Origin of the sequence: Paenibacillus agilis (genome assembly GCF_007786455.1) — a bacterium.
Classification (GTDB): domain Bacteria; phylum Bacillota; class Bacilli; order Paenibacillales; family Paenibacillaceae; genus Paenibacillus_B; species Paenibacillus_B agilis.
In genome coordinates this window covers 1,334,949-1,357,488 of sequence record NZ_VNJK01000001.1, presented here as the reverse complement: position 1 = coordinate 1,357,488, position 22,540 = coordinate 1,334,949, and the positions used below count along the sequence as shown (strand labels likewise).

General features: G+C 41.9%; 22 protein-coding genes. 8 read left to right on the top strand and 14 right to left on the bottom strand.

Annotated features, from left to right (window positions below):
* The first annotated feature begins 105 nt into the window (after nucleotides 1-105).
* A complete protein-coding gene (gene hutG, locus FPZ44_RS05975) occupies nucleotides 106-1,095 on the top strand; it encodes a formimidoylglutamase (protein WP_144988281.1) in 990 nt (329 codons plus the stop codon).
* A complete protein-coding gene (gene gltS / locus FPZ44_RS05970; RefSeq protein WP_144988279.1) occupies nucleotides 1,079-2,266 on the top strand; it encodes a sodium/glutamate symporter in 1,188 nt (395 codons plus the stop codon). The genes hutG and gltS overlap by 17 nt, the downstream gene beginning before the upstream one ends.
* A gap of 215 nt (nucleotides 2,267-2,481) precedes the next feature.
* Here the strand turns inward: gltS and FPZ44_RS05965 are convergent, their stop codons facing one another.
* The 4 genes from FPZ44_RS05965 to FPZ44_RS05950 all read right to left on the bottom strand — a co-directional run bounded on the left by FPZ44_RS05965 (nucleotide 2,482) and on the right by FPZ44_RS05950 (nucleotide 5,059).
* Nucleotides 2,482-2,883 carry a hypothetical protein gene (locus FPZ44_RS05965; RefSeq protein WP_144988277.1) on the bottom strand — a complete coding sequence of 134 codons (402 nt, stop codon included), beginning with the start codon at nucleotides 2,881-2,883 and terminating at the stop codon, nucleotides 2,482-2,484.
* 92 nt (nucleotides 2,884-2,975) lie between these two features.
* Nucleotides 2,976-3,845: a GIY-YIG nuclease family protein gene (locus tag FPZ44_RS05960; RefSeq protein WP_186785931.1), complete on the bottom strand. Its 870-nt coding sequence runs from the start codon at nucleotides 3,843-3,845 to the stop codon at nucleotides 2,976-2,978.
* A 54-nt stretch (nucleotides 3,846-3,899) separates the two neighbouring features.
* A complete protein-coding gene (locus tag FPZ44_RS05955; RefSeq protein WP_144988273.1) occupies nucleotides 3,900-4,601 on the bottom strand; it encodes a lysophospholipid acyltransferase family protein in 702 nt (233 codons plus the stop codon).
* Nucleotides 4,602-4,660: 59 nt separating this feature from the next.
* Nucleotides 4,661-5,059 (bottom strand): low molecular weight protein tyrosine phosphatase family protein, encoded by a 399-nt coding sequence (locus FPZ44_RS05950; protein ID WP_335926095.1) that lies wholly within the window; start codon nucleotides 5,057-5,059, stop codon nucleotides 4,661-4,663.
* Nucleotides 5,060-5,568: 509 nt separating this feature from the next.
* Here FPZ44_RS05950 and FPZ44_RS05945 point away from each other — a divergent pair.
* Nucleotides 5,569-5,880 (top strand): transposase, encoded by a 312-nt coding sequence (locus tag FPZ44_RS05945; RefSeq protein WP_144988271.1) that lies wholly within the window; start codon nucleotides 5,569-5,571, stop codon nucleotides 5,878-5,880.
* Nucleotides 5,881-6,028: 148 nt separating this feature from the next.
* On the opposite strand, the gene FPZ44_RS05940 is transcribed toward FPZ44_RS05945, so the two are convergent.
* From FPZ44_RS05940 to FPZ44_RS05915, 6 genes are all read right to left on the bottom strand, one after another.
* Nucleotides 6,029-6,685 (bottom strand): HEPN domain-containing protein, encoded by a 657-nt coding sequence (locus tag FPZ44_RS05940; RefSeq protein ID WP_144988269.1) that lies wholly within the window; start codon nucleotides 6,683-6,685, stop codon nucleotides 6,029-6,031.
* 252 nt (nucleotides 6,686-6,937) lie between these two features.
* Complete coding sequence (locus FPZ44_RS05935; RefSeq protein ID WP_144988267.1) at nucleotides 6,938-7,786, bottom strand: hypothetical protein; 849 nt, start codon at nucleotides 7,784-7,786, stop codon at nucleotides 6,938-6,940.
* An 854-nt stretch (nucleotides 7,787-8,640) separates the two neighbouring features.
* Entirely contained in the window at nucleotides 8,641-9,768 is a 1,128-nt protein-coding gene (locus FPZ44_RS26370; RefSeq protein ID WP_186785930.1) for a hypothetical protein, read from the bottom strand.
* A gap of 328 nt (nucleotides 9,769-10,096) precedes the next feature.
* Complete coding sequence (locus FPZ44_RS05925; protein WP_144988265.1) at nucleotides 10,097-10,813, bottom strand: hypothetical protein; 717 nt, start codon at nucleotides 10,811-10,813, stop codon at nucleotides 10,097-10,099.
* Nucleotides 10,798-11,766 carry an ATP-binding cassette domain-containing protein gene (locus FPZ44_RS05920; RefSeq protein WP_261378366.1) on the bottom strand — a complete coding sequence of 323 codons (969 nt, stop codon included), beginning with the start codon at nucleotides 11,764-11,766 and terminating at the stop codon, nucleotides 10,798-10,800. The genes FPZ44_RS05925 and FPZ44_RS05920 overlap by 16 nt, the downstream gene beginning before the upstream one ends.
* Nucleotides 11,767-11,784: 18 nt before the next feature.
* Nucleotides 11,785-12,213, bottom strand: a complete 429-nt coding sequence (locus FPZ44_RS05915; protein WP_144988261.1) for an EamA family transporter — start codon at nucleotides 12,211-12,213, stop codon at nucleotides 11,785-11,787.
* Between the two features lie 187 nt (nucleotides 12,214-12,400).
* On the opposite strand from FPZ44_RS05915, the gene FPZ44_RS05910 reads away from it, so the two are divergent.
* The 3 genes from FPZ44_RS05910 (at nucleotide 12,401) to FPZ44_RS05900 (ending at nucleotide 16,766) form a co-directional block, all read left to right on the top strand.
* Complete coding sequence (locus FPZ44_RS05910) at nucleotides 12,401-14,185, top strand: DEAD/DEAH box helicase (RefSeq protein ID WP_144988259.1); 1,785 nt, start codon at nucleotides 12,401-12,403, stop codon at nucleotides 14,183-14,185.
* A 6-nt stretch (nucleotides 14,186-14,191) separates the two neighbouring features.
* A complete protein-coding gene (locus FPZ44_RS05905) occupies nucleotides 14,192-15,319 on the top strand; it encodes a YqhG family protein (protein WP_144988257.1) in 1,128 nt (375 codons plus the stop codon).
* A 259-nt stretch (nucleotides 15,320-15,578) separates the two neighbouring features.
* On the top strand, nucleotides 15,579-16,766 hold the full coding sequence (locus FPZ44_RS05900) for a hypothetical protein (protein ID WP_144988255.1): 1,188 nt from the start codon (nucleotides 15,579-15,581) through the stop codon (nucleotides 16,764-16,766).
* A 102-nt stretch (nucleotides 16,767-16,868) separates the two neighbouring features.
* Here FPZ44_RS05900 and FPZ44_RS05895 read toward each other — a convergent pair whose 3' ends face one another.
* Nucleotides 16,869-17,135 carry a YqzE family protein gene (locus FPZ44_RS05895; protein WP_144988253.1) on the bottom strand — a complete coding sequence of 89 codons (267 nt, stop codon included), beginning with the start codon at nucleotides 17,133-17,135 and terminating at the stop codon, nucleotides 16,869-16,871.
* Nucleotides 17,136-17,310: 175 nt separating this feature from the next.
* On the opposite strand from FPZ44_RS05895, the gene FPZ44_RS05890 reads away from it, so the two are divergent.
* Nucleotides 17,311-18,084, top strand: a complete 774-nt coding sequence (locus tag FPZ44_RS05890; RefSeq protein WP_261378224.1) for an N-acetylmuramoyl-L-alanine amidase family protein — start codon at nucleotides 17,311-17,313, stop codon at nucleotides 18,082-18,084.
* Here FPZ44_RS05890 and FPZ44_RS05885 read toward each other — a convergent pair.
* Nucleotides 18,063-18,929: a divergent polysaccharide deacetylase family protein gene (locus FPZ44_RS05885; protein ID WP_144988251.1), complete on the bottom strand. Its 867-nt coding sequence runs from the start codon at nucleotides 18,927-18,929 to the stop codon at nucleotides 18,063-18,065. The genes FPZ44_RS05890 and FPZ44_RS05885 overlap by 22 nt on opposite strands.
* A gap of 200 nt (nucleotides 18,930-19,129) precedes the next feature.
* Between FPZ44_RS05885 and FPZ44_RS05880 the strand changes: the two genes are divergently transcribed.
* Complete coding sequence (locus FPZ44_RS05880; protein ID WP_144988249.1) at nucleotides 19,130-19,384, top strand: hypothetical protein; 255 nt, start codon at nucleotides 19,130-19,132, stop codon at nucleotides 19,382-19,384.
* An 86-nt stretch (nucleotides 19,385-19,470) separates the two neighbouring features.
* Here FPZ44_RS05880 and FPZ44_RS05875 read toward each other — a convergent pair whose 3' ends face one another.
* Together FPZ44_RS05875 and FPZ44_RS05870 are read right to left on the bottom strand one after the other, a co-directional pair.
* Entirely contained in the window at nucleotides 19,471-21,075 is a 1,605-nt protein-coding gene (locus FPZ44_RS05875) for an S-layer homology domain-containing protein (protein WP_144988247.1), read from the bottom strand.
* A gap of 361 nt (nucleotides 21,076-21,436) precedes the next feature.
* Nucleotides 21,437-22,477 (bottom strand): CAP domain-containing protein, encoded by a 1,041-nt coding sequence (locus FPZ44_RS05870; RefSeq protein WP_186785929.1) that lies wholly within the window; start codon nucleotides 22,475-22,477, stop codon nucleotides 21,437-21,439.
* Between the last annotated feature and the right edge of the window lie 63 nt (nucleotides 22,478-22,540).

Below are 22,540 nucleotides of genomic sequence, written 5' to 3'. Positions count from 1 at the left end.
TGAACCTCCATTCACTATTTATAACTAAAAGCTATCAATTCATTCGTATTATATATTTAAAATTATAAGAATGTCATCATATAATGAACAAAATACGTAGAAAGGGTGGGGACATTGCGAAACCATGTTGGAACCGATATATGGATCGGCCGGACGGATCATGCAGAAAGAAGAAGCAGCTTCCGCTATCATCAAATCGTGGAGCCAATGGAATTACTTGCACCACAGGAAACCTTCTCTACCAATACTTGTGCCATCATCGGTTTTGAATGCGAGGAAGGCGTTCGGCGTAATCAAGGAAGATTAGGCGCGGCAGGTGCTCCGAATGCACTTAGACAAGCGCTCGCAAGTATACCTTGGAGAACAACAGAGGGTCATCGCCTTGTCGATGCGGGGAATGTGACTTGTTCCAATGAAAAGCTTGAAGAAGCCCAAGAAACATTGGGCAATGCTGTAACTGACCTACTATCCAAATCAGCTACTCCCGTTATTTTAGGCGGAGGACATGAGACGCTGTATGGGCATTATTTAGGCGTTCGCAAGCATATAGGACCAAATGCTTCACTCGGAATTATTAACATTGACGCCCATTTCGACATGCGTCCCTATGACAAGCAACCATCATCAGGGACTATGTTCCGACAAATATTAGAGCAAGATAGCAACAGCTCCTATTTTGTACTGGGCATTCAGCGTTTTGGAAATACACAGGAACTGTTCGATATAGCGGATGAGCTAGGTACCCGCTATATACTAGAAGAAGAGATGCATCTAGGACAAATGGATCACATTATGTCATCCCTATACGCATTCATGGAACAGCATGATTATGTCATGCTCACCCTTTGTACCGATGTTATCAATGCGGCATATGCACCGGGAGTCAGCGCATCATCTCCTTTCGGATTAACACCAATGGTTGTACGTGACCTTATCCGCACAGTTGCAACTCACAAGAAAACGCTTTCTTTCGATATATGCGAAGTAAATCCGGCTCTTGACGAGAACGGCAGAACGATAAAGCTAGGCGCGTACTTAACGAATGAAGCCATTATGGCATTTATGGGGAGGAATATGGATGACGCTGGCACTTAATCAAGTGAATACGATATTTTTGGCCGTAGCCCTGCTCGTACTAGGAACCTTCTTGGTTAGAAAATTAGGCATACTGCAAAAGTTTTGCATTCCAGCACCTGTTGTCGGTGGACTGCTGTTTGCTACCCTAGCTACGATCCTGAAAGCAACAGGTGTATTGGAAATTACATTGGATACATCGCTTCAAAGTCTATTCATGCTCACATTCTTCACCACGGTAGGATTGGGAGCAAGCTTTCAACTTATTAAACTAGGCGGCAAGCTGCTCGTCATTTACTGGCTTGCTTGCGGATTTCTAGCTTTGGCACAAAACGCGATTGGCGTTTCTCTTGCCTCGTTATTCGGCCTCCATCCGCTAATCGGGATGATGGCAGGAGCCGTATCTATGGAAGGCGGACATGGAGCGGCAACCGCATTTGGCCAAACTATCGAAGCTATGGGAATCCCCTCTGCATTGTCCATCGGGGTTGCAGCAGCTACCTTCGGACTTATCGCCGGCGGTCTAGTTGGTGGCCCAACTGTAAAATATTTAATAACCAAATACAATTTGAAACCAACAGAAACAAAGGAAGAAGCAGCAGACGTAGAAGAAAAAGTGGTACCGATAACGACAAATACGTTCTTCATCCAAGTGCTGATCATTACATTTTGTATGGCGTTAGGAACGTACTTGGGAGGACTGTTCACATCAGCAACTGGCTTTGTCCTTCCTGGATATGTCGGGGCTATGTTCGTGGCCGTTATCGTCCGCAACGTCATAGATAAATTCAATCCGAACACTATCGACATGAAGAGCATTAACCTAATAAGTGACGTTACACTTGGTCTCTTCCTATCCATGGCGCTTATGAGCATCAAGCTCTGGGAAGTAGCTGATCTTGCCCTTCCGCTTCTTTTCATCGTGTTGGTACAAGTTATTTTTATCGTTCTGTTCGGCATTTTCATTTTGTTCAGAATGCTAGGCAAAGACTATGACGCCGCCGTAATGGTTGCTGGATTTACAGGCCATGGCCTTGGCGCTACACCAAATGCAATGGCAAATATGGCTGCGGTAACAGAACGCTTCGGGCCATCCCGCAAAGCATACCTGATCGTGCCTATCGTAGGCGCATTTCTTATCGACGTGTTTGCCATGCCTATCATCATTACGACATTGAATTTATTTAAGTAGTATTTTTCTTTTGATAGAGTTCATTGAACAAAATACCAAAACCTCCAGCCACGATGTGGTGTTGGAGGTTTTGGTATTTTTAAAGATATCCAATCCTTCTGGTTCTTACATATTGGCTTAGGGGATGACAAACCAAAGGTGGAGATCAAAGGCATAATGATGTTGTAGAAAGTTCTAGATATCGCAGAACTAATTCTCTATTTTTCCACCTATTATTATCTTTTTAATGTTAACTCGAATTCTTGACATGCAATAACAAATACATCATCATACGTATAAATTATATATTGCTTTAACTCCAAATCTCTTACCTTTTTTATATCTGTAAGAATTTTTGTATTAAGCATTTCTCCAAAGCTGCTACTTGCATTATATAAATCATTAAACATCTCTAAACTTACATCTAGCTCAACCATTTCAAAATAATAGACTTTCTTGAATAGCAGTTCGTATCCAATAAACCCATCATTATTTGATTCTGAACATAATAGTCCGTTAAACTCACCAAGTAATTTAACTTCATTTTTTTGATAATTGAATTGAATATCATCAAGGAAGATCGCATCTCTCCCTTGAATTTGACCAAGTGCGGTTTTTACAGCTTTAATTTGTTCCATCTTATAGATACCTCACTGACTAAACTACATCAATGTTGCGCAACCGTAAAACCCTTACAATTTCTCCTGTACTTAAAATTATACGATGCTCACTAATTATCATTTAAACCAAATTTTCTAGTCTGGAGCTTTGTTTTATACAAGTTCTCTAATGCTATTACTTCATCAGCAGTAGCGTTTTTGGGGATGATCTGCAAAACACTGAATTGAAAATGATTAAAGGCTGCGGGGTTACTTTCCAAGTGCTTAATCATTAATACATTGTTCCCATGCTTGGTCTCCACGTATGTTCTCCATCGTTGGAGTAATCCGCCCTCTCCATAAGCTGAGCCTACGTACTGTTTACCACTGATACAATCTACAATAAGATAAATGGCGTACACTGAACGTAAAGCTTTGTGCCAACTTTCATAAAGCACAGGATCAGCAACTACTTCTTTTAAACTAGAAAATTCTAAAACAATATTTTCATATCCTTTGAATGTATATTTCTCATATTCTTGTATAGCTAATACTTCCTTTTCATTAGTTGCCCATTGATTCCAAGAAATCGTTGCTTTCCCCCAGTTAATTATTAATCTGCCCTCTAAGTCTGATAAATGCTTAGTTTTTTCTAATTTGAAATTGTAAAAATTATCATCTTCTGTTATATTGAGCGGATTGAATCCCGCTCCAAGCTCAAATGGCACTGCTTTACGCCCGGTCTGATCGATAACCTTGTAAAAACCATAAAATTTAGCACTGCTGCTCGGCCCACTCACAAAAGAAGCTATGTAATCACAGTTTTTAAAGAAGCCACTCTTTTGAATACTTTGATACTCATTAAGTAAGTCTTTTTCAAAACATTGCTTAAATGCACTACTATTAAAAGAATGTCTCAGTAACTTAATCCTTTTTATGTCTAAGCCAATTATGGCTTTATTTAATCGTAACAGGATATCTGATAGATACAATGATGACATATGAATCCTCCACATTTTATTCAAAGTGCATATTCAGTGCAGTTATGGTTTTGCTTATTTATATACGCCTCTATAATTCTCAGGTAATAATTCTGCTATTTTCTTCATCATATATTTTAAAGTGAAATCTTCATATTCATTTTTGTCTTGTTCTTTTGCTCTCTTTTGAAATTCAAATTGTTTTCCAATGTTGATATGAACATCTGCATAATTAAAGCTTTCCGCCCGCATATCTCCTTCTGTATTTATAGGTAACAGTTTTTCTGTCCCATAGATTCCAATAGGCACAATAGGTGCGCCTGTCATTCTTGCGATAAGGAGGATTCCCTTCTTTGCTTCGATCAAGCTACCAGCTCTACTTCTAGTTCCCTCTGGGAAAATCAATAAACTTTCCCCTTGTTTAACAAGCTTAATAATCTTCTCGAGACCCTCTTTATCAGCAGTATTGGGTTTAATATTGGTAGTTTTAACTACATTAACCCCTATACTTGTAACAGCATCATGTGACAGTTTTGCACCTGCTACAAAAGTCGGATCAATCTCTTTTAAAACCTTACCTAAAACTAATCCATCAGAATTACTTAAATGATTACATATAAATATCGTTGGTGTTTGTATGCCCTTTAAGTTTTCACTACCTGTTATGTTTATATTGGCATATTTCTTCAGGTATCTAGCTACAATTTTTTTAGATATGTATGTGACTAATTTATCTGGTAAACGATTTATCATTTTTGCCGTTGCAGTGGATATCATTTGCTCATTCCTCCCGAATGTTTCAAGTAGTCAAACTCCCCCGCCAAACCTAGTCCTATTTATATTATATGAAGTTGTGGACTTCTTCGAGCCCATTTCAAAAGTTCTCTGGTATTTCTATATGTTCCTCTTGATTTCAATGTCTCTATTAATTTCTCATCCATATATGTAAATTCATCAGGTATATCAAGACAAATCAACTTGTTATTAATAAGTTCTTCGTTATACTTATCACTTATTCTTCTTATATGTTTCTTCTCCATGACAAAAATAATATCTGCCCAACCAACATGGCCACCCGTAACTTTAATTCTGGCACCATCTTCCGTACCAGCCGATCTGACATCAAATTCATTTAAGTCACTGAAGACTGTTTCCTCAGTTAGACTTCGCCATTTGTTTTTACTACAAACGAATAATAATTTTATGATTTTGCACCTTTCAAGTTGAGTTCGCAAGGCTAGCAACGCATTCAATTGTTCAAGCGAATGCGTAAAAGGAAAGTCTTTTTTCTCTTGAACCCCTTATTTAAGTGATGCAGTCCGCAAATCAAAGGCAAGTCGTTGTTATAAAGTTAACTGGAAACTATTCAAAACCCATCGCTTCGGCTATTATCAAACTTTCCTTCCTTAAATCTCTTCTCTCAGCAAAAAAGATTTCGTATTGGAAATCCTACTAGGTAAGAAGAGGATCTTCGTGAAATGAAGAAAAGTATAAAAAGAGGCTTTCCATTGCTTCCAATAGCCTTCTTGACTCTGCTGGTTCTAAAACTCATCAATTTGCTATGCACAATCTACTGAATCTTTTAAAAACGTACCAAGAAAGCATTCTCAAGCTTGAAAGGAAAATGGAGGACTTAGCACAAACCTCTCACTACTATCATTTGCTTCGCTCTATTACTGGAGTAGTTCCTATAACAGCCGCTACGATATACGCTGAAATCGGGGATATATAAAGGTTCCTTTCCGTGAAACAGTTGACCGATTTTACCGGGCAGGATTCATCTGTTTACGAGTCAGGAACCTTTAAAACCAAACAGAATGGTATCTGGAAACGAGGCTCTGCTTATCTTCGAATAGCGCTCTATCAAGCAACCGTTGCAGGTATTTCAAAACAGATCCATGGTCCGCGCAATCCGATTCTACGGAAATATTACCAGCAAAAGTGTCAGGAAGGCAAACCTACAAAACTAGCAATTGTAGCAACTTCTAACAAACCTTCTCGCATGATCTTTGGAATCCTAAGTAGCAGCATACCTTTTCAAGATAACCAACAATAACAATATGTACATTAGAACATAAAATTACCTTTTCTGAGCACTCTTCTTTAAGTACGCCTAATTTATTAACAACTTAATTTTAACTAGGTAATTCTTGACTTTGATGAGCTGGTTTAACTGAAGGTACATACTTCTTCGAGAAACTATCTTACTGGCTTACTCTATTCCATGGTCTAGAATTTTTATATGGTCTTAAGTATTCCAATAAGTGATTGTCAATAGTGTTTACAATCTCTTGAAAATAATCAATGTAGTCATCTAACTTTTCAACTGTTAAGTATCTTTCCCCTCTCATTCTAACATTATGAGCAATATGCCCCCTGTATTTAACAAACTCATTTATAAAATCCATGTCATCTTGTGTTAGACAGCCCAGTATATTTTCACAACCTATAAACTTCTTGCTTAATTCTTTAATATTATGAGTTTTCGGAGTGTTGAATCCTTCAATTCCTTGTGAGACGATTTCATCGAGATATAGCGTTTTCCATCCTCCATCTGCCAACTGCAAGACTTTCTCATCATTTTTATGATTCTTCACATATTGGCTTATAGTTTTTTTCACTTCTCTAGGTAGATCCTCTATTTTATTTAATGTCGCAAAGTGAATAGAAATTTCAAGTATAATATCTTCTATGTATGTTTCCCAAGCTCCAGCCAACAATATAACTCCACTTCTAGTTAAATGATCAAGCGCTTTCCTTCCCTTTGTATTGAATACTGCGAGAAGAGTTTTGTAGTCTTGTGAAAGCCTTTGAACATCAATAGTTCTTCTTCTATAGTCACGATAAGAATACGATGGCATACATCCACTTCCTTGTTTTATAATATGAACTTTCAGTCAACGTTCTTGTATTCACGAGTCAGAGAGGGTTATAGGAGCGTCAGCGACTGGGTGCGTAGTATTTAGCCTAGCAGGATTGTATTGCAGATTCACTTCTCCGAATCGCCTCTTGCAGACCAAGGAGCCGTTAGGCGACGCGGCGCGAATACTGTGTTACATGAAGTTCTTGACTTCTTCGATTAACAATCATAATTTGATAATGAAAAAAGTGCATCAAATTGATGCACTGTGAATAAATACAGTAAAATATTTGTATTCTACATAAAAATCATTATTTTTGTTTATGAGCATCACATATTCTTCATTACGGGTTTCAATTAAACCTACTCCAGAAAATAGTAATCTTTTGTTCTTATCAACTAAGGATTTTAATGTCACAAATAAACCACTAAAGTTAACTGGAGCGTTATTAAAGAAGAATTGTTCAAAGTATACCTTGAAAATGTCACTATTTTCTTGAATATCAATAACAACTCTGTTTTCTTCTAATAAAACGTTTTGGATATACCCCTCAATACTTCTAGTTGTACCAATATCATCATCCGTTAGGTTGATAATCGATCTATTTCTAACTGGTGGCTCTTTAATATTATTCTGCCCGCTAGTTAGATCTGCGCCCGCTCCAGTGGTAGGAACAATAGTTAAAGATGGATTTTCTAACGCATTCGGCTTGACCTTTGGTCTGGGTTTCTTGTTAATATTCGTTTTTGGTGGAGTACCTGCTTCTTGCTCTTTTCTCCTTTTCTTTAGATTATCTAAGACACTTTTTATGTGCTTATCACTAAGCATCATAGTTGAAGTAGCAACATTTTTTTGTTTGTTTGCCTTTTCCATTCTTTCAAAGAAATCTATACAATCTTTTGTATGATTGGCCTTGGGCCAAGTTTTAAAATGAGCTCTTACTTTTCCTCGCGGAACATAGGATAACTTTGAAGGACATCCATTATATGTGCAAAATAAATTCTTCTTAACATTTGTAAAATGTTCGTGTTGTTCGATATTACTAACCAATATGGGTTCATCCATATCTTCATACCTGTAAATTGCTTCATAAATAGGCATATTCACACCTCCAAATTATGGTTCTATATGCCTATTATAATTCACTAATATCATGATGTCATTAATTCACGAAAGATTTAATTATTAAGAAAATTTTTCATTGAGCTAGCCCTTAGCCCCATGTCCTCCCAAAATTATATTGGTAGGAATTTCATGCAATATTTCAGTGTTCACGATGTCTGACGAAGTCAGATGTACCCATCCCCGAAATCCTGATGCCGGGCGAGGGCATATGCCGATGAGTGAATACTATGTTATGTGAAGTTCTTTCATCTTTGATTAAGCCCCAAGAATCTCTGTACCTTTCCATGAAGTGATCTACGTGCCCAAGATATGCTCTTTGGTTTTTTGTATTAAATCCTTTTAGCACCGTTTTTTGTTGTAATCCTACGCCAAACCCTTCCTTCAGGACAACATATACGGAGCATCGGGAAGATAGAGAGTAAGTTACCCACTACAATAACAGGCTCATCTTTAAATATAGAGACGAATCTCTTTACACCTGCTTCTGTATCAGGTATGCACCATTCTTTCTGATCAGGATGCCATTTCCGTTCGTCCTTCAATAACACGCACTTCACTTAGCCAAGATGCCAAAGGGCGCATCCTAATCAATAGGTATCCTTCCCTATTCACTTCCATGCTTTAGGTAATCTTTCACATATGTATTCGACATATCCTCCCAATATCCCCCTTTTTTTCTCGATATAAGAACACAAAAAAGAGACAACAGTAAAGTATGTTGTCTCCTATGCTTTCGTGATTCTATTAGGCTAAAATTCTTAGATGCGATGTATCATAGCACCATTCACTTCATCACCCACGTCACTTTTCACTCACTGTAACTGAACGTTCTACGATTCCCGCTCATCAGGAATTCTCGGTTCTGGCGGGTATACAGGTGGATCTGGATATTTTACACTGCTAGAACTATTGGACGATCCATAAGACGAACTATAAGAAACTTTCGGTGAACCGCTCGACGAGTTGTTCGGTTCGGAACTAAAGTCCATTTCCGCAGGTTCGAAGGACTTGATGGATTCAAGCTCTTCCTTATAGTCAGCTACATCCCAAGAATAATCCGTTTTACGGTGCGCTCCAGTAGCTGTCGCAGCTCCAACAGCCCCTACTCCAGCACCTGCTGCAAATCCTGCGCCCGCCGCAGCTCCGCTTGGCACAAATGCGCCATCACGAGCTTTCATCTCGCCAAAGCCGAAGCTTTGAGCCGGACCACCAAACCCGTTAGCCTGCGCGCCATCTGGACGGTTATTGGATTCCGCAGGGTTTCCTTCTGCCGGTGTTTTCTTCATATTCTTCGTCACGATAAAGAGATAACTTACAGCTGCCAACACACCCGCGGCAATAGCCATCATAATACTTACTTCCATCCAAGAATCGTTGTACAGCAAGTACGTTAAGCCATTTGCAATCTTCTCTCGCAGCATACCGACGGAAAGACCAACTGACAAGCTGGCGATAGCCGCGAACCAAATTGAAAAGCCTAGCTTCCCGTGGACCGAGAAGAGCAAATGCAAGCAAGCCATTAGCAGCAAAAATGCCGCCCCATGATACATAAACATGCCGAAGTTATCAAACTGGCTCCATCCGAACACATCGATAAAGTTTAAATATTGAATTTGTTTCGATAACATCGTCTGTTCTACTTGGTACCATGCGATATTCAGTACCGACATAGCTGCTGCCGCCACTACATAAGAGAGTATCGCACCAACGTAGTAAGCACTCGACGATATATTTTCACGCTTGGCTTTACGGAACACAACCAACGGAACGAGTATTGGCATAACCACGAGTAAGGCCATGACTATATTCCCATGCGATACTTCTATCTGATTCATCGCGCCATTTGCGACTAGCGTCGTGTTCACAGCGAGACGAATACCTTCCACTCCGAGCAGAACGAGAAGCACTAAGCACATGCTCCACAGCGAACGGCCGAATATTTTCAAAATTCCATTCATCTTTCGACACCCCATCTTGTCATTATATATCGATAAGACGACACAATTGACAACAGCCCTTCAAAATAGTCGAAATCAATATTACGCCGCTGTTGCCCATCTATCACTAGCCATGTCATTCCTTATATCATTACACATCATCTTTCTTAACGAAACTACGCTTAACTAAACCACGTGAAAGCAAGATTCACGATACAGGCACACACTATTAAGCAACTTCTCTATGCTGAAAATGTCTGGCGCACGCTCTATCTATATCTGTCTCTGTCTCTGTCTCTGTCTCTGTCTCTGTCTCTAGCACAGCATAATGCCTAGTTGTCTAATTGCACTATTTACAATGCATATCTGTCCGCTTTACCCGTATCACATAAATAATGAGCAGAAGCGCGATATAGCCTAACGTAACAGCATTGAACCACAACATTTCCTGTACAGAAAGCACCGCACTCTGCGTTATCACCTCAATCGTTTGCTTCACCGGCGGAAGCAGCCACAGCAGAACATGCAGCATATCAGGAAGCATTTCGGCTAACTTGCTCTGAGACAGCGATAGCGCGAAGACGATAATAATCCCGCTTACCGCCATTCCTTTACTAGAAACAAATCGCGATTGGAACAGCTGCGCCACACCGCTGGCAATCAGGCCAACTTCTAGATGAATCAAAAATGCTAATAGTCCCATTTGAAAACTAACCGAGCCAGCGAAAGCGCCGATCGCAATTGGGTACAACACGGTGAGTAAAGCGAGACATGCCAACATTAGCGCAAGAGCTCCCCATTTGCTCATAAAATAGGTAGATATCTTCTTCGTATGTAATAACGCCAACTGCTCTTGTACGCGATCTTGCGATTCATGGAATGCGTAGCTAAACCATCCCGCTACAAATAAAAAGATGACGGCTGTCGCAGCATAGCTGCCGATAATCGGGTTAGGTTTTTGCGAATAGAATAACGTAAATGCGAGCAAATACACGATCAATGGAGCTACATATCGATTCGTCCGACTGAAGGATAATAGAAAATAGCGAATTAATGAGAGGCGCATAAGATTCCCTCCTCATTCTCAGTACTTCCAGCACTAATCTGCTGCACAGATACAACCGAACCACCTGCTCCTAGTATCAACCGCAGCACATCATCGCTAGATGGCGATTGTACTTTTACGGACAAGCAAGGAGTTAGGCCGTCCGTTTTCTTATCCTCTTCTTCCTCATACGACTCCAACATAGCAACTGCTTCATGAGCATCCAGCAAAAGATGCAGCTCCTCGCTCATCCGACAACACACAATAAGAGTACACGCTGACTCCGTACGCAGTAATATCTTTCGAGTAACTGGTTCGACGCGATCGGCACCACTCTCACTCACTTTTACCAGCTCATCTCCTACAACTAAGCCCATCTCCAGCGTAATAATGCGCTCAGCCACGCCATCCAGCAGATCGGATTCATGGCAGACCATCATCAATGCTGTGCCTTCCCTGTGCATCTCAATAAGCAACTGCTGCAGCTTCCGCTGTGCATCCACATCCAAACCCGATAAAGGCTCGTCCAAGACAAGCAAATCAGGCTTGCGCAGCATCGCTTGAACGAGATTGACCTTCTGCAGCATCCCTTTCGAAAAACCATTCATGCGTTGATTTCGATACGGCTCCATTCGGAACAGCCCCATAAGCTCGTCTAGCCTACTCTGAATGTCGCGATCCGACATCCGTTGGATACGTCCCATAGCCATCAAATATTCATACGGACTCATATTCAACTGTGGAAACCGTTCCGGCACATAACCAATCGTACGCTGGTCTTCCTTTTCCAAACCATCCATCCACCGTACACGTCCAGTAGTCGATCTCAAGAGCCCGCAAATCGTACGCAGTAATGTACTTTTGCCAGAACCGTTATCCCCGCGAAATAAGATCGATTGCCCTCGCGGCACGGTTAGCATTATGCCCTTCAATACATGTGAGCCGTCATAATACTTATGTACTTGATCAATCATCAGCAAAGCTGTTCCCCCTTAGCTAAATGCGATAAACAATACACCAGCCGTAATGAGCACGACGCCAATCCCAGACATCCAGTTCAATGTTTCACCAAGAATAATCATCGCCAAAATAATCGAAAACACGACGCTCAACTTATCGATCGGCGCCACTTGCGTTACTTTTCCGTATTTCAACGCGATAAAATAGAACAGCCACGAAGCTGCCCCTGCAATACCGCTTAACCCGATATAGAGCAAAGCTTTGCGATTCTCGAGCGCCTCACCGACCAACTGCCATTTCCCTTGAACGACGATGACCGCGATCATAAACAATGCCATAATGACAGCCCGTATCGTCGTAGCTACGTTCGGGTCTATCCCTTGCAAGCCAATCTTGCCGAAGATGGCCACCAAAGCAGCCGTTACCGCAGACAAGAGGGCAAAAATTAACCACATACTCATGCAAATTCCCTCTATTCATTCCCAAAATATACTGATTGATCTATTATAACCCACACCCACTTTTAAGGGTAATGGACGGAATCCAGAACAAATAAGCAGATAAACCTCTTTATAGTTATGAAACCTTCTTAAATCGTTCATACTACATCTACCTGTTCCAACACATTCCTACAAGGAGGTCCCTCACGTGAATGAAGATTTGCAACCGCAGCACGCGGAAGAGCGTGTTCCGCTTCGTATCGACCGCAGTTGGTTGGAATCGTTCCGCGCACGTATCGATCACAACGGTCCTTGGGACGATTGGACGTTGTTCCAGCTAGCCTATGAAGCCGAGCAAGCACGATTAGTAAAGAGCTTTGATGAACTGCAATGTCTCACCCACCTTACGAGTGTAGAACCGCTTCCTCATCAGCTGGACACCGCGCGCAAAGTTCTGCATGAGATGCGGGGCCGTGCGATACTTGCGGATGAAGTAGGTCTAGGCAAAACGATAGAAGCTGGACTTATCCTGAAAGAATATATGGTTCGCGACCTAGTGAAACGAACGCTAATTCTCGTGCCTGCTTCACTCGTACTGCAATGGGTACGTGAATTGAATCATAAGTTTGGCATAGCAGCTGTTGCACAGAAGAAGCCGTATCATTGGCAATCCGAAGTCGTAGTTGCCTCTATGGACACCGCGAAGCGCGAGCCGCATCGATCCATATTGATGGAGCAAGAGTATGACATGATTATTATTGATGAAGCCCATAAATTGAAAAACCGCAAAACAACCAACTACCAATTTATCATGCAATTGCGCAAAAAGTTCTGTCTACTTCTAACCGCAACACCTGTGCAAAATGACATGAATGAGCTGTACAACTTGATTACACTGTTGAAGCCTGGTCAGCTTGGCCGTCATGGTGAGTATAGTGCGAATTATGTAGCGGACAAACGCATTCCGAAAAATGAAGGCGGTCTGCAGCAGGAACTGTCCAAAGTAATGATTCGCAATCGACGCGGCGAAGGCGGTGTTCATTTTACGAAGCGTATCGTCAAAAACATCCCGCTTACCCTTTCAGCAGAGGAACAAGCGTTATATGACGGGGTCACTACATTCGTGAAGGAGCAGTACAAAGCTAACGGCGGAGACTTAGGCAGCATGTTCTCTATGATCACCTTGCAGCGTGAAGTATGCTCCAGCCGTGATGCTGTCTTTTTAACCTTAGTAAACTTGTCTAAAAAGCTCGCGGAAGACTCGCCGATTCGGAATAAGATATGGGAGCTAGTCGACTTAATCAAAGGTATTAAAGAAAATACGAAAGCCGAAACGGCGATGAATCTGATTCGAGAAATGAATGAGAAGGTTATCGTCTTTACCGAATATCGGGCAACGCAAGAATATTTGATGCAATATTTCAGCAATCACGGCTTGCTAGCTGTACCTTATCGCGGTGGCATGAACCGAGGCAAAAAAGACTGGATGATGGATTTGTTCCGCGGCCGCGCACAAGTGATGATTGCTACAGAAGCAGGTGGCGAAGGAATCAACCTTCAGTTTTGCCATCATATGATTAACTTCGATTTACCATGGAATCCAATGCGTGTGGAACAGCGAATCGGACGTGTCCATCGTTTGGGACAAACGAATGATGTGAAAATATATAACCTTTCCACACGAGGAACAATTGAGGAACATATCCTCAACTTACTGCACGAGAAAATTAATATGTTCGAGATGGTTATCGGCAGACTCGATATGATACTAGAACGTTTCGAGGAACAAGGGAGCTTAGAGCGCAATCTGTCACGTATTTTGATGGAAGCCAGCTCAAAAGAAGATATTGAACGAGAAGTTCATTCATTAGGACAATCACTCAATTCGATTCGCAACCAAGTTCATAACGATAAGACAATTCAAGCAAAAGATGAGCAAAGAGCAGCTGTTCAATCTTTTCTGAACCAATACAGCACGGAAGCGGAGGCGTAAAAGCGTATGGATACGGAACAAATCTCATCTTATATCATGCGCTATCTTGATGCGACGTCTTGCAACATTATGGAGAAAACGCCTGTCTACGTGACCGTGAAACTGTCTGAGCAAGCCGATCGCTTATTGACGAATCGTCCTTATTATTGGGGCTTTATTGATCGAACAGGAACGGAAGCGGAAACGATGCGCTACACTTTCGTCTTCGATCCGGACAATATGCCACCCGATCCGTATCGAGCTCCTATTAGCTATGTAACTGCCCCTAGCGTACCGTCAAATCCAGTTGCAGCTGGTGATGCGGCCATTCAGCGTACATTTGGCGTGGCTCCTGGTTTCAATGGGGGGTCACGCGGCCCTGACCGCATCCCTAGAGAAAATGTAAACTTTGGCTCTAGGCGATTGGCTCAAATTATGGATGTTGCCAAAGAAAGCGGACGCTTCGTTTCCTTGTACGAAAGTTTAGACAGCGAGTCGGAAGTTCAGTTCGCTCGTGGTCGTCATTCTGTTGCTTATGAACCATGGATTTTGCTTAATGTAAAGTTGGAATTCGCTTGTGACCTAAAACGTGAAGAAGTCCATTCTATTGGCTTTTCCCTTATTAGTGGGACTCTGCATACGAATTTCATGGATAAAATGATGCAGTGCTCCCTTACGCCGAAGCTCCCAGCACAAGTCCATACGATGACTTGGCGTTATACCTTAGATCAGGCGGTCCAACAGATCGAACAAACCTTGACAGAGCATGTCCGAAATAGTGACGAAGCATGGGCTGTGGAAGCTAGTGAACGCCTTGAAGATGAATGGGATCGTTTAGCTGCTTATTATGAGCCACTTTTGAAAGAAGAAGCTGAAAATAAAGCCAAGGCAAAAGCAAATGAAGTAACTGTGACAGTAACAGATACAGATACAGAACAAGCTTCTCAACCCGTTATTTTAACAATCGTGGTTAATGAAGAACCGCCAGATGAAACTGAGCAGGTGGTGACGGATAAAGAGCCAAACCAACGAACACTTCAAGAGCAATATGATCTGCGCCGCAACGAAATTGAATGGCAGTTCCAGCCTCGTATTGAAATGTCGATCATTAACGCCGCGATTATTTATTTACGTTCCAACAAAGTAATGACATGAGCGTACGACATCGTTTGGAGACCGAATTGACGTTTATTTACGCCTCATCCGTCTATACGCCACACTGCGTCAAAATTAGAACGGCTGTCGGAAGCAGAGCAGGTGCTAAACCGACAGCCTTTTTGTCTGTTTATTTTTACAATAGTAATTATGAAATGATGTACAGCAATACGTATCTTTACTCGACAATTGGCTTAAAAAAATGTCAGTTCGGGTATAGCTATACTATCAGCAATTATGGAAAAGTGAGGTGCAACCCATGCTTTTTACCTTTAAGTGGACAAGCACGACACGTATACAACGAATGTTGACGGCGGTTATGATTATGACCGTATTTTCTTGTATGATTACGCAAACGGTTACCTATGCAGCTGTCCCCTCTTCTTCTTTTACGACAAATGATACTGATGAAGCTTCGCTTAAGCAGATAGTACAAACAACGATCAAACAATTGGCACAGCACGTCCCCTTTACTTCATGGGCCCAAGCTACTACCGATATTCAGCCGTTAGGTGCAGGCACCCATGGATGGCTTGTCCGTGTGCTAAATCAGGCTAACAAGCCAATTGGCTATCTTATTTTTCACGCTAAAGAACAAGGCGGTTTTCAATTGACCGAGTATGGCGAAGGAGCCGAGCTGCCTTATGACAAGCTTGCACTGAAGCAGGCCTTAAAACAACATGATATCCCGCAAGAAGCCATCACTATCGAACCGGTATACTACAAACCATTAATCGCCGCTTGGAAAGTACAATCGCCTTCCTCAACAAAGTGGATCGATGCGATTACGGGCGAACTTCTTCCTGAAGAATGGATGCAACAATTGGATAAAAAGTTGGGCAAGCAATCGAAAATAACTTCCGTCGTCTCGACCGTTAACAAAACGAAGACGCGTATCCCAATCCGTACAGTCAGTACATTGCGCACATCCTCAATAAACAGCCAGCATTCGGACTTTTCAAAGAGGATAAACTCAAACTACTCAGACTCATTAAACTCATTCCAAGAATCGTTACAATCAATGAGCACCTTGCAAGCTCAAGCAAGCACTCAAGGTCAACCTTTTGATCCTTATGACAACATTTTATGGATGACCAGCAGTACACAGCTTCGCGGTGAGAGCGCTCTTACTTGGATGCAAAGCTGGAACCCTGAAACTTCATCTCAGAACTGGATTTATGTCGTTCGCAAGGAGCAAAGTAAAAAAGCATGGAATATCCCTTACGCGGTTATTGGCAAACAGCAGTGGACAGCAGCGGAGACGAATGTTGAGTCTACACTTTCAAATTCAATTTCGAATTCAAATGCTTCCTCATCCGATTTCCCTATTCAGCGATATTGGATCATGACAGGAGCAGGAGAAGACTCATCTTCTAAACGCTGGCTTGCAGAGGACACTTTACTGGAACATGGATACCTAACTTCGAATAAAGAACTTATTGATTAATGAGAATCATGAAACAAAATCATGAAACATACAAAAGGCGTGCCACTGTTCCGTGGTACGCCTTTTACCTTGCCATGTCATTTTTCCAATCAACAATGATCGTTATGATGTTCTTTTCATCCATTTCGTAAACAATGTGCCAATGGAGCGGTTCGGTAATTTCGCTGGCTGTTCTGCTTTGCTTCCCTTAACATGCTCCGTCCACATACCGATGCTGAATGGCACAAGACCAAACCATCGTACCATCCAATGCTCTCGGGGACGCTTACGCTGCTCTTTACGGCGCTCCTGACGCTCCGATTGAGGAGTATCTACGTACGTAACAACTTGCTTCGTGATGTATTTAATCAGATCTTCTTTTTTCGCCATCAGATCTCACCTCGAATTGTATGCGATACTTTCTTTGTCTATAGTGTGCTCATGACGCCATAAATCTAAACGAAGGAATCCGATTGCAGTACTGGCAACGATCACATAGGATGCATTCCCCTCATTCGTGACAGCCTACAAAATAGGAATGATGGAGGAAATGAGGTTACTTGTGATGTCCATGAAACGAAGTTTATTCATTGGAGCGATGCTACTGCTCGTGTTCACCATCAGCTCCAGCAGCTTGCAAGCTCAAGCTGCTCATCTTATTCAAAGCGATGGCTCAGAGCAGATGGAGAATGACGAACATCATGCTCATCCCGAGAACAACCTGAGCCAGAACCCGAATACGAAGCATATTTTCCACCCCGGTGCTATTCTCATTGATGCGGGTCACGGTGGGATTGATGGCGGCACTGTACACGGTAATGTACTTGAAAAGGATATTAACCTTGCTATCGCTCGCAAATTGTATTTGCTGCTCCGCAGCAAAGGAGTTCCAGCAGTACTCAACAGAACCGGCGATTATGCATTAAGCGATGATAACCGCTGGTCGGCAACTCGTTCTCGCCATCGAAAAGACTTAGCACAACGGCGTCAACTTGCTAAAGAGCTGCCCGTATCCATGTTTGTTAGCTTACATGTGAATTGGAGTAAGAATAGCAGAACACGAGGCCCGATCGTGCTTCATTCCGAAGAAGGCCGCAGTGCCCTGCTCGCTTACCTTATTCAGCAAAATATGAACCCATCGTTCAACACACGTAATGATTGTCAAATTGGTCCGACCTTTTACTTGCTGCGGAAAATGCAGCAGCCTGCTGTTATCGTAGAAATGGGGTTTATCAGCAACGAAGCCGATCGTACGATGCTCACCCATTCTTCAAGACAATCCGCTGTAGCCGAACAGATTTGCAATTCCATTATGCATTATTTCGCTACTTTTTCTTGAAAATAGGTTGATTGTTGTTCCTTAACTAAGTCCGAGACACGCACGAAACGAACTTTCTGCGTTACGTTTGGAATGGAACTACGAAGTACAGAAGCTGTTTTAGGCCCAAAAACACCAACATGGCCAATCGCGATTGTTATAGGCTGAGTATTGGACATTTCAATGAGCTTGGCCCATTGTTTGTTAATATGAGCTAACGTATATTGTTGATCAAAGAAGAGATGGTTGTTCAACACCTTGACACCTACTTCTTGGCCAACCTCTCCAACGATGGATCGAAAATTAGTTCGACTATCAAGGAAGTAAAGACCTTTCTCTTTACAAACCTTGAGTACGACGCGCATGATTCGCTTGTCAGCCGTAACCTTAGAACCCATATGATTGTTCATGCCTACAGCATGAGGCACGGCAGCAATAGCTTCACGGACACGCTTTTCTATTTCTGCGTCAGTCATGTTAGCTAAGACTGCGCCTGGTCCAAGCCAGCTTGCCTTGCCAGACTTCGGCTCCATTGGCATATGTACGATAACATCATGGCCCATCTGATGCGCCTTCTCCGCATCTTTAGCCGAAGTCTGCAAAAAAGGCATTACGGCTACAGTTATTGGTACCGGAAGGTTCAGCATATCATCGGTGCCTTTCATATTGTTGCCGAAGTCATCGATAACAATGGCAATTGTCGTTTTAGTCGACTGTGCAGCTTGAGAAGGATGGGATGGGGCAGCATGAGCAATTCCTTTACCGTTCAAGAGTACAAATGTCATCACAACCATGACTATACTCAAAAAAATTGCAATTACCGATCGTTTCGAAGTAAATTTTCGCATACAACATTCGTCAAACATTTATTTATTCAGCCTCCTGACTTCAAATGGAGTTGTTACAAAAAGCTGCATAACAAAATAACAACACTCATTTTGTTATAATATGCTCTCTAGAATCGCATATCATGCTAGAACTTCCACATTGATTCCATTGACAAGGCTTGTCTTCATAACCTAAGATAAATAGTACGCAAAAATTGAAATGCAGGTGAATAACTATCATGACGTATCAACCGCTTGTGAAATCAGTTGTACTATCGACACAAACTAAGAGCAATGACACTGAGCTAGTCCAGCTTATCGTAACTTTGCAAGATGCAACACAATTGCGCCTTATTCGTGGTGACGGCATCAAGAGCATTACTCGTTTACTTACAAATCCGTGCCCGATCTGCCGCAAAGACTTCTACTGTAAATGCTTCGATCGTTTCGTAGAAGAAATCGACGGTCAAGTCGAAGAGAAAGACTGGAAATAATATGACCCCTTATACGCTCACCTCATTTCCAATAAGATGAGCGTATAAGGGGTTCTTTCTTTCTTTGCCAACCTATTAGCTATTCGTTACTTGAATGCAGCATGCAACATAGATGCCATCTCTGCCCGCGTAACCTGCTTGGTAGGACGGAATGTTCCGTCTTTATATCCACTAATAATTCCTTTTTTGGTTAATTCCATAATAGCTCCATAGGACCAGCGGGATGATGTTACATCGTTGAACGTTTTGACCGCTGAATTAGATGTCTTCAGAGAAGATTGCTTCACCAGCCTGTTGATCATAACCGCTATCTCTTCCCTCGTGACCGCTCGATTCGGTGCAAAGCTGCCATCTGGCATACCCGATACTAAACCAGCTTGCGAAGCGATCTTAATTGCATCTGCAGCCCAATGTTGAGCGGGTACATCCCAGTATTGCTGCTTGCCTCCACTGTTCGCTGGATTGCCGTTTAAGCCATTAACTCTAACAAGAATAGAAGCAGCCTGTGCACGTGTTAGTGCTGCATTAGGCGCAAAATAATTTGGCTTTAGTCCCGTCATCCAACCTTTATCTTGCAATATCGAAATGGATTGCTCCGCCCAATGACCTACCGTATCCAAATAAGGCACGCCATTTAACCAAGAACGATAGTTGTTCCATAGATCACCCGAATCTTCATTCAAGCTCCATACACCAGCACCTTTAAGATCATACTTGCTAACAAGACTTAGCTTCGCTTTAATCGAACGATCGTTATCGTACCAAACCGTATACGTACCAGGTGTTAGCTTTTTATCATGGATGGTCGGCACAGGATCGCCTTTTTTAATAGTAAAAGTTGCTTTCGCTGATTCCGATTTCTTATCATAACTGAATTGACCGCCATATTGCTTAACAAGCGAGTCAATTCGGCTGTGCTGAATCGCATCTCCTTTAATACTTCCATCTTCATTCCAATAGCGACCGAATGTAGGAATACCCATAACTAATTTATGTTTAGGTATGTCTTTCAAACCTTCTTGAATGGATTTCTCGACAAAAGACAAACTAGCTACAGGACCAGCAGGACCACCACGATAGCTTTGATCATAGGTCATCATAATCAGGTAGTCACAAGCATCAGCAAGTGCCTTATAGTCATACGAGCCATGCCAGCCCGTCTTCCATCCATGTGGGTTAGCTGCAACAGCAACGGATACTTCCTTATCGGCTGGCAGTGCTTTTTTGAGCTTGCGAACAAATTCCGTATGTACGTCCCGCTCGGCCGTAGTTAAATTTTCAATATCGACATTGACTCCGTCTAAATTGTATTTCTTCACCGCATCGGCAATTTGCTTAATAAGCCTGTCCTTATTACGCATCGCTTGTTTCCCGACTTCACGGTCCCAATGATTGCTTAAGAAAGGTACAACTTTGATACCACGCCGATGCATTTCAGCAATAAATGAGGGGTCAAGAGCGGGGCTTAACAATAAAGAGCCGTCTTTGTTCAAGTCAAAATAACTTGGCGAGATCATATCCAAACTGTCTTGTGTCTGATTTACCGCCTCTACGTATTTACTTGGAGTACCGAAGTAAATATAAGACATCGAATACTTTTCTGCCAACGCAGAAAGAGGAAACATGGTGAGTGTTAAAGTGAGTAACAGTAGACCTGCAATACTTCGCTTTATGTAGGGTTTTACTTGCATAAATATGATAACCTCCTAAAATGTTACCTTGCGATCATGCATCTGATAGAGTTTAGGAACAAGTCATAAATATTGGAATATGATTTGGTATACAGAAGAGCGCAGGATCCAAATCGTTGGGGGAGTTGAGGTTGAGCCAATTTATTATTTTTATGTAATATTTTTGGTAATTTATAAGAATAGATCTTATCGCTAGATTCTAGTATACTTGATCTTTCTTTTCCTCATATTTGTGTGAATTTAACCGCTAACTTGTTAATAGATACGCTTACAAATTGCTGCTCACCTCTAGATGGAATGGCTAGAGAGCAGAAAAAACCGCCCCGTAAGGAGCGGCTTCATCATTTACCTACTATACCAATTATGGCGTATAGAAATTTTGAGTATAATACACTTCCATATCTCCGCCAAATGCGACTCCAACACCTAAGCGCGCGAAGTCTCCAACAATATTTTCACGATGACCTAATGAATTGATCCAGCCTTCATGTGCAATGATAGCGCTCGTCTGGCCCGCAGCGATATTCTCTGCCGCTGCAGTATACTCTATATTATCATCATCCATTCGATCAAATGGAGATTTTCCATCTGGATTTTTATGATCAAAAAAGTCGCGCTTACTCATATCTTGGCTATGCTTACGAGCTGTATTGGCAATGTTCGCATCCGCTTTGAATGGTTTCTTGCCCATTTGTACACGAAAAGCATTAGCCAAGTCTAGCAGCTGACGCTCAAAACTTTGCTGCAATTCTTTGCTAGGTTTTCCGTGGAAACTCTTGAATGCCAACTCTGTTTGCTTATCTATGACTTGCACAGCCGTGACAATATTTTTACGGTGTTTATCATAAAAGACAGTCGTGTACGTATTATCAACCGCATAGATTGCTGAGTTTGGCACATGATTATATCGATAAATCGTATTTCCTTTCTTAATTTCTTTGATCGGCTTGCCATATAGCTTTTCAACTTGAGTGCGTGACGTCCCAACCTTGATCCCCTTCTTGGATGTCCAACCAGTAGAATTGCTGTACAGCGCAACTACTTTTCCGTTGCTTACGCCAACCTGCAAATATTTTTTATAATCTTTGTTGTATATGTACCATTTGAACCCATATTCACTCATATCCTTGCGCGCAGGCTGCCCCAACTTCTTCACAAGCTGCGCTTCTGTCATTCCAATCGAAATGCCCTGCATCGTTATTTCACGAGCAGCTGTTTTACTTACAGCCTTATTCGCATTATAGTTCACAGCAAGATTGCTAGCTGGCACAGCTGCTGCTTCTATAGAATTTATCGTAGAATTACTGTACAACAGAGCAGTTCCAGATAATAAAGTAAACGCAAGTATAGCTGCTACTTTATTTTTGAATCGCATCTGCTTCATTTGGCGTGGTTGCTCCATAGATGTACCTCTCCTGTTTGCATGCATGTTGTCATACAACCTCCCTCAGTTGTTTCATTCTAC